The sequence below is a fragment of the Paraperlucidibaca sp. genome (assembly GCF_982810325.1).
This window is the reverse complement of record NZ_CEYEMI010000002.1, coordinates 89933-104496: the sequence shown is the minus strand read 5'-3', so window position 1 is coordinate 104496 and position 14564 is coordinate 89933. Positions and strand designations below refer to the sequence as shown.

General features: G+C 50.7%; 15 protein-coding genes and 2 tRNA genes. 9 read left to right on the top strand and 8 right to left on the bottom strand.

The window, feature by feature from the left end; translation table 11 throughout:
• Both AC3DKE_RS01965 and gspE read right to left on the bottom strand, forming a co-directional pair.
• A partial coding sequence (locus tag AC3DKE_RS01965; protein WP_487989915.1) for a type II secretion system F family protein occupies positions 1-371 on the bottom strand: 371 nt, incomplete at its 3' end.
• Between the two features lie 3 nt (positions 372-374).
• Positions 375-1841, bottom strand: coding sequence for a type II secretion system ATPase GspE (gene gspE / locus AC3DKE_RS01960; protein WP_484216764.1), 1467 nt, complete (start codon positions 1839-1841; stop codon positions 375-377).
• A 267-nt stretch (positions 1842-2108) separates the two neighbouring features.
• Here gspE and AC3DKE_RS01955 point away from each other — a divergent pair.
• Together AC3DKE_RS01955 and AC3DKE_RS01950 are read left to right on the top strand one after the other, a co-directional pair.
• Positions 2109-2182: transfer RNA gene (locus AC3DKE_RS01955), tRNA-Cys, on the top strand.
• Between the two features lie 21 nt (positions 2183-2203).
• Positions 2204-2290, top strand: a tRNA-Leu gene (locus tag AC3DKE_RS01950).
• Positions 2291-2388: 98 nt separating this feature from the next.
• Here the strand turns inward: AC3DKE_RS01950 and AC3DKE_RS01945 are convergent.
• On the bottom strand, positions 2389-3576 hold the full coding sequence (locus AC3DKE_RS01945) for a CaiB/BaiF CoA transferase family protein (protein ID WP_487989913.1): 1188 nt from the start codon (positions 3574-3576) through the stop codon (positions 2389-2391).
• Between the two features lie 177 nt (positions 3577-3753).
• Here AC3DKE_RS01945 and yihG point away from each other — a divergent pair, with 177 nt between their 5' ends.
• The 7 genes from yihG (at position 3754) to AC3DKE_RS01910 (ending at position 10511) form a co-directional block, all read left to right on the top strand.
• Positions 3754-4656 carry a 1-acylglycerol-3-phosphate O-acyltransferase, YihG family gene (yihG, locus tag AC3DKE_RS01940; protein WP_379069354.1) on the top strand — a complete coding sequence of 301 codons (903 nt, stop codon included), beginning with the start codon at positions 3754-3756 and terminating at the stop codon, positions 4654-4656.
• A 35-nt stretch (positions 4657-4691) separates the two neighbouring features.
• Positions 4692-4970 (top strand): PA4642 family protein, encoded by a 279-nt coding sequence (locus AC3DKE_RS01935; RefSeq protein WP_340674667.1) that lies wholly within the window; start codon positions 4692-4694, stop codon positions 4968-4970.
• 8 nt (positions 4971-4978) lie between these two features.
• A complete protein-coding gene (locus AC3DKE_RS01930; RefSeq protein ID WP_487989932.1) occupies positions 4979-6025 on the top strand; it encodes a DUF2804 domain-containing protein in 1047 nt (348 codons plus the stop codon).
• Between the two features lie 29 nt (positions 6026-6054).
• The gene (locus AC3DKE_RS01925) at positions 6055-6534 is read left to right on the top strand and encodes a DUF4282 domain-containing protein (protein WP_487989911.1); all 480 of its coding nucleotides are present in this window, start codon (positions 6055-6057) and stop codon (positions 6532-6534) included.
• Positions 6531-7781 carry a serine hydrolase domain-containing protein gene (locus tag AC3DKE_RS01920; RefSeq protein WP_487989909.1) on the top strand — a complete coding sequence of 417 codons (1251 nt, stop codon included), beginning with the start codon at positions 6531-6533 and terminating at the stop codon, positions 7779-7781. Before AC3DKE_RS01925 ends, AC3DKE_RS01920 begins: the two co-directional genes overlap by 4 nt.
• 111 nt (positions 7782-7892) lie before the next feature.
• Positions 7893-9059: an acyl-CoA desaturase gene (locus AC3DKE_RS01915; protein ID WP_340674664.1), complete on the top strand. Its 1167-nt coding sequence runs from the start codon at positions 7893-7895 to the stop codon at positions 9057-9059.
• Positions 9060-9062: 3 nt separating this feature from the next.
• Positions 9063-10511 carry a protein adenylyltransferase SelO gene (locus tag AC3DKE_RS01910; RefSeq protein ID WP_379069348.1) on the top strand — a complete coding sequence of 483 codons (1449 nt, stop codon included), beginning with the start codon at positions 9063-9065 and terminating at the stop codon, positions 10509-10511.
• Here AC3DKE_RS01910 and AC3DKE_RS01905 read toward each other — a convergent pair.
• The 5 genes from AC3DKE_RS01905 to AC3DKE_RS01885 all read right to left on the bottom strand — a co-directional run bounded on the left by AC3DKE_RS01905 (position 10508) and on the right by AC3DKE_RS01885 (position 14468).
• Positions 10508-11182 (bottom strand): hypothetical protein, encoded by a 675-nt coding sequence (locus AC3DKE_RS01905; RefSeq protein ID WP_487989906.1) that lies wholly within the window; start codon positions 11180-11182, stop codon positions 10508-10510. The two genes, AC3DKE_RS01910 and AC3DKE_RS01905, sit on opposite strands and share 4 nt — an antisense overlap.
• A gap of 3 nt (positions 11183-11185) precedes the next feature.
• Positions 11186-11851 (bottom strand): hypothetical protein, encoded by a 666-nt coding sequence (locus tag AC3DKE_RS01900; RefSeq protein ID WP_340674661.1) that lies wholly within the window; start codon positions 11849-11851, stop codon positions 11186-11188.
• Between the two features lie 69 nt (positions 11852-11920).
• Positions 11921-12742, bottom strand: a complete 822-nt coding sequence (queF, locus tag AC3DKE_RS01895; protein ID WP_340674660.1) for an NADPH-dependent 7-cyano-7-deazaguanine reductase QueF — start codon at positions 12740-12742, stop codon at positions 11921-11923.
• Positions 12743-12747: 5 nt separating this feature from the next.
• Positions 12748-13530 (bottom strand): ABC transporter permease, encoded by a 783-nt coding sequence (locus tag AC3DKE_RS01890; RefSeq protein ID WP_340674659.1) that lies wholly within the window; start codon positions 13528-13530, stop codon positions 12748-12750.
• Positions 13527-14468: an ABC transporter ATP-binding protein gene (locus AC3DKE_RS01885; protein ID WP_487989903.1), complete on the bottom strand. Its 942-nt coding sequence runs from the start codon at positions 14466-14468 to the stop codon at positions 13527-13529. The genes AC3DKE_RS01890 and AC3DKE_RS01885 overlap by 4 nt, the downstream gene beginning before the upstream one ends.
• Positions 14469-14564: the final 96 nt, after the last annotated feature.

The following is a 14564-nucleotide window of genomic DNA, read 5'->3' as shown; positions in this document are numbered from 1 at the left end:
AGGCTTTGCGCCAAGGTATAGCCCTCAACGACTTTCGAGCGCACGGCGGTGAGTAGGCGTTTAACGGTGGCTTTTTCTGATTGCTGAGCAACTGAGCGCAAAGAATCATCGAGCGTTAAGCCTGCCTGCACGAGCGTGGCAATTTGCCGGGTGATTAAGGCTAGGTCTTGGGCGCTGAGTTTGGGCTTGAAGAATGAGAACGACATGCCCGCTTGTTGAGCTGCGGGCTTTTCACTGGCGTTATTAACTGAGATTGGCACCAATTGGCGCTCACGTAAAAGCGAGCGTGCATGACGCAAATTGTCGGCATCGATTACCCCTTTACGGCGCTTTCCCTGAGGATCAACACCAACGTAATCAAATGCCGCCATAGATTAATCTTCTCTAGTTACGCGCAGCACCTCATCCAATGATGTGATGCCAGCTAGCACTTTTACCATGCCATCTTGGCGAATGCTCGGGCCGTGAACGCGAGCCTCTGTTTCTAGTTCTTGCTCGAGGCCGCGCTCGTGAATCAACCGGCGAAGCGTATCATTGATGGACACAACTTCGTATATCCCAGTACGACCTTTATAGCCGCGTTGGTTACATTGTGCGCAACCAGCTGAGCGATAAATTGTTGGTGGGTTCGCTACTTTAACGCCCAGCAATGCGCACTCAGCTTTATCGGCAATATGCTCTTCGCGGCAAGCTAGGCATAGGACACGAACCAAACGCTGGGCTACAACACCAATCAATGATGACGACAGCAGAAATGGCTCAACACCCATGTCGACCAAGCGCGTGACAGCGCCGACAGCTGAGTTGGTGTGGAGCGTCGATAACACCAAGTGACCTGTCAGCGAGGCTTGCACAGCAATCTCAGCAGTTTCACGGTCACGAATCTCACCAACCATGACGACATCGGGGTCTTGGCGCAAAATCGCACGTAGACCGCGAGCGAAGGTCATTTCAACCTTAGTGTTGACCTGAGTTTGGCCAATGCCATCGAGCTGATATTCGATGGGGTCTTCGACCGTGAGAATATTGCGGCTGTGATCGTTAAGCTCAGTCAGCGAGGCGTATAGCGAGGTGGTTTTACCGGAGCCGGTTGGGCCGGTAACTAGCAAAATGCCGTGTGGCTTTGCGATCAATGCTTGTAGAGCAATATGATCTTTATCAGCTAAGCCCAGACTGGATAGATTTAAGCGCCCTGCCTGTTTGTCGAGCAAACGCAGCACAACGCGCTCGCCGGCGCTTGAAGGCATAGTCGAGACACGAACATCGACTTCACGGCCAGCTAAGCGCACAGAAATGCGGCCATCTTGAGGCACGCGCTTTTCAGCGATGTCTAAACGAGCCATAACTTTAATACGCGAAACCAATAGCGGTGCTAGCTCGCGGCGTGGCTGCAAGACTTCACGTAGCACGCCATCGATGCGCAAACGCACAGTCAGGCGGCGTTCAAAGGTTTCAATGTGAATATCCGAGGCGTTTTCGCGCACGGCTTCCTGCAAAATTGCGTTAATCAGGCGGATGATCGGCGCGTCATCCTCCTGTTCCATCAAATCTTCAGTCTCTGGCACTAAGTCGGCCAAGCTTTCTAGGTCGATGTGGTCGCTGATGCCCTCGGCGGCTTGCATTGAGTCGCCGGCATCGCCTTGATAGCTGCGCGATAAGGCCTCATTGAATTGATTTTCTGAGACCGGGCGGCAATACACAGGCCGGCCCAATAGGCGTCGTGCTTCTGCCAGAGAACTTAACTTCCAGTCTGGGCGAGCCAGTAAGCACCAGCTTTCCTCCGACTCAATATGCAGCACGAGGCCATTACGTTTAGCAAAGCTATACGGTAGGCGCGTCATGGCAGCTGCTTGGGGCCAGGCAGTGGATGTTTCTGGTTGAGCTAAAGCAGTCATCATGCGATGAACACCTGTTGGAACATTGGACTGCAGTCTACTGCAAGGAAACGTTGCTCAACAGTCAGACTGTGTTGGTGTTTTATTAAAATCGTGGTTGCTGCGTGCTTTTGCTCGTAAATCGCACGAACGGCGCAAGATAGAGTGCGTTGTAGTTGACGCTCCTAAGAGCCATCGCTATTATGCCGCCTCCCGAGAGGGCGCTTGGTATTAGGCTGGGTGGCAGAGTGGTCATGCAGCGGACTGCAACTCCGTGTACGCCGGTTCGATTCCGACCTCAGCCTCCAATATCCTCGCTATTCTCGACCGCCCCGATGGTGAAATCGGTAGACACAAGAGACTTAAAATCTCTCGACCGCAAGGTCGTGCCGGTTCGATTCCGGCTCGGGGCACCATCTTTGTATCGTAACACCCGCTTCCAGCAAGCATCCCTGCTCTCTATTACAACTCGTTGAAATCAGCCGACGCCATCCTTGGCATCAACTTATTCGTCTTAAGCGATTGCGCCTGAACGTTTGGCTTGCGCGATCTCATCTGCACTAAAACCAGCTGTTTTCATTACAGCATCTGTGTGCTCGCCTAATGCGGTGCCGGTATAGGCGTAATGCGCCTTGGTTTCCGAGAACTTAATTGGCGATGCTAGCTGACGCTGGGTCTGGCCATTGCTCATTGGTACATCAACTAAAAGCTCACGAGCTTGAATGTGCGGATGCTCAGTAGACTCAGCAAAGCTCAATACTGGCTCTGTGCACGAATCTAGTGCGGCAAAAATCGTCGACCATTCGTCGTAAGTCTTCTTCTTCATTTCGATCTGAATATCGATTTTTAGCTGCTTGACCACTTCTGGTTGCAACATATTTAAGCCCAATGGTGCCAACTCTGGGCGACCGAGCGCTGCGCAAAATTGCATGAAGAATTGTGGCTCTAAACCACCGACAGAGAAGTAACGGCCATCTGCGGTTTCATAGCAGTCATAAAAGCTACCGCCGTTGAGCTGAGTATTCTCCAAGCCGGGCTGATCGCCACCGTTGAGCGCGCCTGGAGCGGTGAGCGCGTGCAAGCTGAAAGCGGCATCGGTCATGGAAATATCGACGTGTTGGCCAATACCGGTGGCTTGACGATGAATTACTGCGGCCAATAAGCCAATAACTGCATGGCATGAGCCACCAGCAATATCTGCTACTTGCACAGCCATTGGTGCAGGGCCTGAGGCTTTGCGGCCGTTATAACCAAGCACACCAGCAATGGCTAAATAGTTCATGTCATGGCCGGCACGATTTTTGTACGGGCCAGTTTGGCCATAGCCGGTGATCGAGACATAAATAATTTTTGGATTAATGGCTTTAAGTGCTTCGTAGCCAACGCCTAATCTATCCATAACGCCAGGGCGGAATTGCTCAACCACGATGTCGTACTCGGCGACCAAACGCTTAACGACCTCAAGGCCTGCAGGCGACTTCATATCGATGCCAATCGAGCGCTTCGAACGGTTCAAATAACCATGAGCGGCGGAATTACCATCGCTGGCCATGGGGGGCAGCATGCGCACCATGTCTGGGCGTGATGGCGACTCAACGCGCAGCACATCTGCGCCCATGTCGGCGAGCATTAAGGTGGCGAATGGGCCTGGCAGCAGCGCTGAGAAATCAAGCACTTTCAGGCCAGTAAGTGGACCGGACATAACTATACCTCTGTGAGTAACGACGAAAATGACTAAGCGGTCAGCATGCTATTACGACAAACAGCAGCTGCCAATGACCAGAACGCTCATCTGCTGACGAATTCAGCTAGTTGAAGTCATTGCGCCTTGGTCTGTGTGGGCGACATACTTTGGCTATAACTTTTCGAGCAAGAACCTATGCTGTCTTTTTTACCCGCCCCGCTGCTGGGCTTTATCGTTGCGTTTTTACTGGTGGTCTCAACACTCCTTGCTTCTACTATTATTTTGCTGATGAGCCCGCTAAAACTATTGTCACTTGTCTTTCCGGCCCTAAGCCCGCGTGTGCGCCGTGCTATTGCCGCCATTCAAGAGACATGGACTGGCACTAACTCGACTATTTTCAAGCTTCTGCCCGACTTAACATGGGATATTCGTGGCCTGTCCGAGCTTCGCCGTGACCGTTGGTATTTTGTCGTCTCTAACCATCAATGCTGGATGGATATTTTGACGGCCTTCCATGTCTTGAATCGCCGTATTCCGCCGCTGAAGATTTTCATCAAACAAGACTTGCTGTATGTGCCGGTGATTGGTCTGGCGGTATATACGCTCGATTACCCATTTATGAAGCGCTATAGCCGTGAATTGATTGCGAAAAAGCCGCATTTGCGTGGCAAAGATTTAGACACCACGCGCCGAGCTTGCGAGAAATACAAAGACTATCCGGTCAGTGTTATGAGCTATCTTGAGGGCACACGGGCAACGCCTGAGAAAATGGCCGCAAGCCAAACGCCTTTCCGGCATTTATTACCGCCAAAAAGTGCAGGCGCGGCCTTCGTGCTCAATGCCTTAGGCGAAAAAATGGATACCGTGTTGGACTTAACCATTGCCTATCCAAATGCAGTGCCTAGCTTCTGGGACTTCTGCTGTGGCCGAGTGCGTCGCATCGTGGTCGATGTCGCTTTACGTGAGATTCCAGCGCACTTTTGCCAGGGTAGTTTTGAAAGCGACCCCTCCTTCCGCGAAGAGTTTGCGCAGTGGACTCAGCAGATGTGGGTAGAAAAAGATGACTTACTTCTGACATTACAGCGTGTCAACGATTAGACTAGTGCAAATAAAGACTTATATCGGAGCCGTATATGGCCGTTTCACAACCCGCTAACTTCAACGAAACCTGGTCGGACAAGCGCATTGAAAGTTTTCTCGCTTTTCAGCCGCCCGCTGGTGAAAGCGCTGACTTTCACACGCTCTACAACGCCTATAAGCATATGCGTGATTCTGACTTCAGTATTTTTCTAGAGCACTTTAAAGCGGCAGGCCGCGATATTCATGCGCTTAATGGTTTGGGTTTATCATTGCTCGACATCGTTAAAACGCATGCACAATCACAGGCTTTTGCCGACCTGCTCAGCGCTTAAACGTGACGATGATCAATGGTATAAAACGTAGCGAATCTGCCCTGCTTCACGCAGGCTCGCCGCTATTTGGCCAGTTCAAAGACAGCCTTCGTCATGTGCAGGGCCAGTTAGACACAAGCTTAGATGCTTTTGGGCACAGTCGAAGCGCCTTTGCACGCCGCTTAGGCTATAAGCAATTTCAGTTTTTTGGCGGTATGAGCGAAGAGCTGGTATTCGGTTGTGCCTTGGTCAGCTTAGGCCATTCCTGCAGCGCCTTTATTTATGCCGTTGATATGCGCACGGGCGAACGCTTTGAGCATAGCAGTATGCGGCCCGGCAGCATGGGTATGAGCCTCAGTGATAACCCCCGCGAAGGTAGTAGCCATTGCCAAATGGGTCGCTTACAGGTCGAGCAGCGCTATTTCGATCAACCCCGACAAAAGCAGCTAAAAGTAAGCATTGGTGAAGAGTTTGTACTTGAGGCATTAAGCCATGAGACAGACTTCGAGCCCATGTCGCTGTGCACGCGCAGTGGTTATAACGGCTGGACATACGCCAATAAAACCGCTGGCGTAGCGTTGACTGGCAGCTTGCTCTGGCGCGGCAAAAAAATCGACTTAGAAACCATTAAGTGCATGGGCCATCACGACTTTTCCTGTGGCTTTATGCGACCTGAAACGTGGTGGAACTGGGCTTGCTTTTCAGGCCATGCTGAGCTTGAAGGTGGCGCTGAATCAGCGGCGATAGGCTTGAATATCTCCTGTGGTGTCAATGAAACTAGCTATAGCGAAAACTGCTTTTGGCTTAATGGCGAATGCATTAATACTGCTGCTGCAGTGTTTGATTTTGACCGCCAAGTGCCATTATCTGAATGGAAAATTCACACTCACGATGACAGCGTAAGCTTGCGTTTCACACCACTTGGCATCTACGAGGACAATACGCGACTTGGCCCTTTGGCGGCACGCTTTCGCCAAGTCTTTGGCCACTTTGATGGCTATCTTATCCACCAAGGTCAGCGCTACTTAATTAAGCGTTTAAGTGGATTTGTTGAAGATCAATTTGTGCGCTGGTAAATCGCGCCCACCTACTGAGCACAAACTCAATGTCAAAACATCATAAAAAACATGCGCATACTGTCGAAAAACCAAGTAAGCGCGCACTATTTCGCGATTACTTGGTACTGCTTTGTGACCTGCGGTTTTCGCGCTATTTAACGGTGCAAATGCTACCAATTTTATACGTCCTACTCGTCATAGGTGGTGCTGGCGTCATTGGCCAGTTTGTGTGGGACGCCTTTGCGCAAAGCCTTTTGCGTGGCATAACTTTTCTTGTTGCGGCTCCTGTCGCTGTTTTGATTTGGGCATCTGCTTGCCGAGCTATTACTGAGTTTTTACTCGCTGTTTTTCGCATGTCTGAAGATGTAAATAAGCTAGCGGGCATTCGCCCAACGGTCGATAAGCTTGACCAATTCATTAGTGGCCCAAGCTGGATGAGCCGAATCATGGGCTCAGTCCAGGCTGCATCACAACAACAAAAATCTCCGCGTGCTACGCCCGCTATTCATCCAGAGAAACCCCAGTGAAATTACTATCGACTAACACCTGCTTTATTCCGAAAGATTTAAGTTCAGTCACTCAGTACGACCCTAGCAGCGAGGCTGACCTTGCTGCCATAGGCATGAGCGCTAAGCAAAAAGACACGATTTGGCGCGCGGTCGAAGGTTTTTATCGCACCGGCATCTCGCCTGCCGTGACCATTTGCATGCGGCGCCAGGGCCAGATCGTGTTTAACCGCGCCTTAGGCCACGCACGGGGTAATGGCCCAGACGATAGCCGTGATACACCAAAAGTATTGGCGCAGCCGGACACGCCCATGTGCTTGTTTTCGGCCTCGAAAGTGGTTACCGCCATGCTTATTCATAAGCTCGCCGAGGATCATCTGATCGACTTGCTAGCACCGGTGGCGCATTACCTGCCTGCTTTCGGTGTCAATGGTAAGCAATACGTAACAGTCGCTCATATTTTGGCGCACCGAGCAGGCATTCCAACCATACAAGGCGATTTCGACACCGAAATCCTGTTCGACACACCGCAAGTTGTCGATATTTTATTTAACTCCAAACTCAATGCTCGTAGCGGTCATCGCGCCGCCTATCACGCCGTCACTGGTGGCTATATTTTGGGTGAGTTGATTCGAGCTGTTACTGGCAAAGACGCCCGAGAATATTTACGCGAAACAATCCAAGAGCCACTGGGCATGCGTCACTTAAATTATGGTCTAGCGCCTGAGCATCGTGGAACCGAGGCAATTGGCTACGCTACTGGCTTTAAGCCCGTATTAGCCATCGATTGGTTTTTGCAGCACGCACTAGGCGGCAATCTCGACACCGTGGTTAATGTCACTAATGACCCACGCTTTATGGACATCATCTGCCCGGCCGGTAATATTTTTGCTAACGCCGATGAGGCCTGTCGCTTCTTTGAGCTCATGCTTCGCGGCGGCACGCTCGATGGCAAACGCATATTTGATCCACTAACTATTCGTCGCGCTACCCTAGAAGCCGGCAAGCCACAGTTCGATGGCACCTTGTTAGCGCCGTTACGCTACAGCCACGGCATGATGCTCGGCGGCAACCCAGTCGGGCTTTATGGGCCAATGACTGGCCATGCCTTTGGCCATCTTGGTTTTTCCAATATTTTCTGTTGGGCCGACCCCGAGCGCGACATCTCCGTATCTCTGTTAACCTCAGGCAAGCCGATTGTTGGCCCACACTTACCTGCTCTAGCAAAGCTGCTCGCGAGTATTTCGTTTAATGTGCCTAAACTATGAGTTTGAGCCCGAAATACCCTGTCATAATTTTGAATTGTTAGCAGTGCAATATCTGACTATAATACAATCTCTGTGAACACTCATACACTGAAACTATTGAGGCAAGACCCTATGTCCGATGACATCGCGTCAACACAACAAGCCCCGGCAGAGAAACCGCCGATTAACTGGCTAGGTGCAAGCGTATTACTTTCTACGCCTATTTTAGCGCTGTTGTTGATTCCAACTTATGCATGGTTTAATGACTACTCAACTGCTGCCTGGGTGAGTTTTGTCGTGCTCAGTGCCTTAAACGGCATGTCGATCACTGGCGGCTATCACCGTCTGTGGGCTCACCGTGCCTATGAAGCGCATTGGTCATTACGCATTTTCTATATGCTCTTTGGCGCCATGGCGACCCAAAATAGCATTTTAGTATGGGCCTCAGGCCACCGCACGCATCACCGCCACGTTGACCATGTTGATCATGATCCCTACTCCTCAAAACGTGGATTTTGGTTCTCGCATATCGGCTGGATGTTGCGTAAATACGAGTCGGGCAAAGAAGACTTCCGCAACGCACCGGATTTACTCAACGATCCAATCGTCATGTTTCAGCACAAACACTACTTGGGTGTTGTGCTCGCGATGAACTTTGGCTTACCTCTAGCTATCGGCCTAATAGTCGGCGATGTCTGGGGCGTATTGCTGCTTGGTGGTCTTTTCCGCTTAGTTTGGAGTCACCACACCACTTTCTTTATCAACTCGCTCGCTCATATGTGGGGCAGCCGGCCATACACTGATGAAAACACCGCGCGCGATAATGGCTTTTTAGCGCTATTCACCTACGGTGAGGGCTATCACAACTATCACCATATCTTCCAATACGACTACCGTAACGGCATTCGTTGGTATCAGTTTGATCCAACCAAATGGATGATTTTGGCGCTATCGTGGGTTGGTATTACGCGTAATCTCAAACGTTGCCCTGAGTTTGCCATCGAGAAAGCTAAGCTCACCATGCAGTTCAAACGTGCTGAAACTAAGCTGTCTTTGATTGCTGCTGGTCATGCCCAGCTAGAAGCTTGGCGTGCCAAATTGGCACAAGAATCCGAGCACTTCAGCCAAGTTATGGCCGATTGGAGCCAGCTGAAAGAAGCTTGGTATGGCGAGAAAAAACGTCAGTTATTGCAGAAATGGGAAGAGGCTAATTTCCACAATCGCTTTCAAGAAATTGAATATCGCCTGAAAATGCAACGCAAACGCTTACGCATGCTCACCGCGCAGGTTACTGCCTAAAGCATGTTGGCTTTCGACAACTCCTACGTCACCTTGCCGACGTCGCTCTGGCGTCGGCAACGCCCCACCCCCATCCAAAACGCTAAACTACTGACGCTAAATACAGCGCTAGCCACTGAGCTTGAGCTGGATATTGCGTGGTGGCATTCGCCTGAGGCGCTAGCTGGCCTCGCCGGCGACGGTGTATGGTCTGGCGCAGATCCGGTTGCGATGAAATACGCTGGCCATCAATTCGGTGGCTGGAATCCTGACTTGGGCGATGGCCGCGGTGTGTTGCTTGGCGAAATCATCTCGCCGCAGGGGCAGCGCTTAGATTTGCACTTAAAGGGTAGCGGCCCAACGCCATTCTCTCGCCAAGGCGACGGCCGAGCCGTGCTGCGCTCGAGCATTCGCGAATACTTGGCTGGGGAAGCCTTGCATGCGCTTGGTGTGCCGTCCACGCGCGCCTTAGCCATCGTAAGCTCTACGCATCCCGTGCGCCGCGAGCGCATGGAATCCGCCGCCACGCTATTACGCGTAACGCCCTGCCATATTCGCTTTGGCCATTTCGAATGGTTGTTTCACAGCAACCAACACAATGACCTGCGCGATCTCGCCGACTATTGCATCGAGCGCTATTACCCAGAAGCTAAAGCTCAGTCCAAGCCTTATATGGGCTTGCTGGAAGGCATCATTAAGCGCACGGCTAAGCTGATGGCGGATTGGCAGTGCCAAGGCTTTGCTCACGGCGTGATGAACACCGATAACTTCTCCATTGCCGGCGAAACACTAGATTTCGGCCCTTATGGCTTTCTTGAGCAATACGACCCCTACTTAATTTGCAATCACTCCGACCATAACGGCCGCTACGCTTGGTATTTGCAGCCATCTGTTGGCCTGTGGAACCTAAACGCTCTCGCCCAAGCTTTTACGGCACTGCTTAGCATTCCCGAGATAGAGCTCGCGCTGGCGCAGTATGAGCCGCAGTTGGTTAAGCATTATGATCAATGCATGAATGCCAAGTTAGGCTTAGGCGCAGTACAAGATGGCGACCGTGACTTAGTTGCTGGATGGTTGGCGTTATTGCAGCGCGCGAAGCAGGATTATCCGCAGCGCTTTCGCTGGCTTAGTGAGCATGATATAGCGGACTTAAGCACTGATGATTGGGGCGTACAGGCCGCCGAGGTACAGCAATGGCTTCAGCGCTATCAGCAACGCGTCGAAAAGCAAAAGGCCGTAGACTATAGCGAGCCAGAGCGGCAAGCGGCCATGCAAGCGGTAAACCCTTGCTATGTGCTACGCAATTACTTGGCGCAGCAGGTCATTGAGGCCGCCGAGCAAGGTGATGCAAAACCGCTAGAGTTACTAACTCAGGCCTTACAGTCACCCTTCACTCGCCGATCTGAGCTAGAGCACTTCGATGCCGCTGCACCGGAGTGGGCATCGTGCTTATCGATCAGCTGCTCGTCTTAAACGGCCATCAGCATATCGCCAAAATAGCGACCAAAAGCTTTTAGCTCCGTAGGCTTCAACGCAGGTATTAAGCGGCGAATAGCTGCTTGAGAGCCTTTGCGAATAGCAGCTTCGCCAACGGCAAAAACATTGCGCGCGATAAAGCCAAGCTTTACTGCTTGCGCAGACTCTTGGTAAAACGCCTGAATGGCCAGCTCCGAAAAGCGCAACATCGCCTGAGTCATGGCGACTTGGTTTATGCCTTCAGCAGCGGCATCGGCCCAAGCCTGCTGCAGCAAATCATAATCTGCCTTAGCCAAACCAAAACTGATGAAGTCGCGCAACGTGCCCTTGACCATATGCTGTGTACGGCGAGCAGCAATATAAGTCGTTAAAGGCTGTAGCTCCGCGTTAGACATTTTAGCTAGCACTTGGCGCACCAAGGTGTGCGAGGCGCCTTTAATCACACTAGCGACTGTTTCGAGTACTTTCGGCGCACTACTTGATGGCGATGAGCCTTTCATCAGGTTCACTACCAATGCATCGACGATTTCATCGGCGTAGCGCTGCGCCAATGACACTACAGCGCCAGCTTGTGGCTGCGCAGGAATGCCATTGGCAAAAGCATTTAGCACCTCATTAAACTCTTCGGTAAGGCTTTTTGAGGCTTGAAAAGCAAACAAAAACGTCATGATTTAACCTTGCGTGAACATGCTGCCGTAGTGCGCAGCTACTGCTTGTAGCTCAGCATCATTCATCGACACGAAAAGCTTTGATGTTGCTGAGTTGCTGCCCTTAATAATTGTTGAACGGCCTATCGAGACCATTTTCTTTTTCACAAAGCCCACTTCTAATGAATTGGTGAAGTCATCGTAAAAAGCAGCTGTGGCGGCATCAACAAAATCGCTCATGGCAGCGGTTAAGTCTTCACGGGCACCGGTCATATTACCAGCAGCAATGCGCGCTAAAATCTCTTCAAAGCGCTTGCCTAAAGGCTGTGGCATAACAAAGCCAAACTTCGATGCACCATCGACCACTTGCCGGCGGCGACTTAAATAACCAGCTAACTTGTCTTGCTCAGCATCGCTAACTTTGCCCATAATTTGTTTAATGAGCACGTGCATGGTGCTTTTAAGCAAGTTGGCGAGAACAGCTAAAACGCCACCGCCCTCTCCACTGGCCTTCAAGATATCAATAACATCTAGGGCTAATGCTTTCACCACACCATCAGTGGTACCAATCGCTAATTTAATAGCAGTAGCTGACTCTGCATACTGGCCTTTGGCGTGGTTAGTTAGTAAGTCATCAATCGTCTTTTGTAGCGAGGCGTCTAGCGGAAATCCAAATACGTACTGGCTCATGGTTATTCTCAACAGCTTTTAGAGGAAGAAGTGGCATTCACAGTGTTTGTGCCTGAAGTGATTTATACCTTATTGGCGCGCCATGCGCAGCGATTCTGTCAGGCTTTCGAAGTTGGAGCGGAATGGATTGATGTCCAAGCCACCGCGTCGCGTGTAGCGCGCATAAACGGTCAGTTGCTCAAGCTTCGCATGGCTCATTAGATCCATAAAAATACGCTCTACGCATTGCTCATGAAAGTCTGAATGACGGCGATAGGACACTAAGTAGGCAAGTAAACTCTCGGGCACTAAAGCAGGCCCGCGCGCATGAATCATCACGCTGCCCCAGTCTGGCTGGTCGGTAACCGGACAATTGCTGCGCAGTAAATGGCTATGCCAAATAGCGTCTTCATATACGCCTTCACGCACGTGAATCAGGCTTGGGTCTGGCCTGTAGACATCGGTGCTGAGCGCCAGATCATCTAAGCAAGTGCCAGGTAAAGCGACCAAGCTAGCAGCCGCGCCTACATCTAATAAGCTTAAGGTGACTTTCGCTCCAGCAACTGGGCTTAAGTCGGCTTCAACGTGTGCGACGAATGCCTCTGGACTTGCGAAGCGCGTAAAATTCAAGCCATTGAAATACAGCTTCAGCGATTTTGACTCGATGATATTGGCTGATTCGGCCGGCACGCGTATTTCACCAATGGCGACGCGTGGCTTGCCCTGGCCATCAAGCCAAGACAACTCGTAATGTGTCCATAAATCCACGCCCTGAAAAGGCAGCGCTGAGTGAGCGCCTAGCCCAAGGCCATCGCGTGAAAACTGGCGTGGTATGGCCTGCAGGCGCTCGGCGCAAGGCATATCAGGATAATCTGTGGCTTGGCCAAGCTGAGTCAGTAAGTGTAAGTCCATGGTAATTAATCACGCATGCCTGTGCCGCGATTGAGCAAATGCAGCGCAAAAGCAAACATTGCAGCGGTGATCAATGTGATAAGCAGTAAAGAGCTGAAAATCGGCACGTCACTATGGCCAAGCACGCCGTAACGGAAAGCATTAACAACATAGACGATGGGGTTAAGCATGGATACGCTTTGCCAAAATGGCGAGAGCAAGTCCATCGAGTAAAAAACCCCGCCTAAATACGTCAGTGGCGTCAGTACAAAAGTAGGTACGATAGAGACATCATCGAAGCTTTTGGCATAGACCGCATTGATAAAACCACCGAGCGAAAACAGCACTGCTGTGATGAACACGCTGTAAATCATGACAAAGCCGTTATGCAGGCTTAAATCGGTAAAGAATAGTGATAATAGCGTGACGATGGCGCCAACCATGAGGCCGCGGGTGACACCGCCTAAGACAAAACCGACCAAAATAACTGCATGCGGTACTGGCGATACCAGCAGCTCTTCAATGCTGCGTTGGAATTTCGCGCCATAAAAGCTAGACACCACATTGGCATAGGAGTTAGTGATGATCGCCATCATGATCAGCCCAGGCACAATGAACTGCATATAGCTAAAGCCCTGCATGCTGCTGATATTACGGCCAACTAAGTTGCCGAAAATAACGAAATACAGCGTCATCGTAATAGCCGGTGGCAGCAGTGTTTGTACCCAAATTCGAGTAAAACGACGTATCTCTTTTAAAACGATGGTCTGAAGCGCAACCCAGTTTTCAGGTGAAAGTACAACGCTCATGCTGCACTCCCATGGTCTGGACCTAGGTTTTTCTCGACTAAACGCACAAATAGTTCCTCTAAGCGATTGCTTTTATTACGCATGCTGCTGACCTGTAAGCCTTGCGCACTGAGTGCAGCAAAGACCTGATTTAACGATTGGCCACGGCGAATATCGACCTCTATAGCCCGCTCTGAAGTCTTTCTCAATTGGTAGTCATCGAGCGTGGGCAACGCTAATACAGGCTCCACTGTGTCTAGGACAAATGTCTCTTGCTGCAACTTGGCTAGCAAAGAGCGCATGTCGGTATTTTCGACTACCGTGCCTTTGTCCAAAATCGCGATATTACGACACAGCGACTCTGCCTCTTCAAGATAGTGAGTGGTCAAAATAATCGTCGTGCCTTGCTCGTTTAGGCGAGTGAGATACTCCCACATAGATCGCCGCAATTCGATATCCACACCAGCGGTTGGTTCGTCTAAAATCAATAGCTTAGGCTCATGAACTAAAGCCCTTGCAACCATTAATCGGCGCTTCATACCACCCGATAATGTGCGCGCTTGCTGGTTTCGCTTCTCCCAAAGTCCAAGCTGCTCGAGATATTTCTCGGCTTGGTCATACGCTTTTGTACGCGGCAATCCGTAATAACCTGCCTGTGTCGCCAAAATATCGATGACTTGCTCGAACTGGCCAAAGTTAAACTCCTGTGGAACCACGCCCAGGTAGCGTTTGGCGGCATTTAGATCGGTATCAATGTTGTGTCCAAACACGGAGACCTGACCGCTTGTTTTCTTTACTAAAGAGCTAATAATGCCAATACAGGTCGATTTTCCGGCACCATTGGGGCCCAGCATGGCAAAGAAGTCTCCTGGAGCTACGCTCAAGTCAATTCCTTTCAGTGCGCAAGCACCTGATTTATAAGTCTTTACAACGGAGTTTAGTTGCAGCGCTGCGATCATATTACCCTCTCCTCCGATTCAATAAAAAAACTTCATATTTTTCTGTAACGCACCGAATGCTCGCGAGTCTAATTGGCAAGTTGTATAAAACAGCGC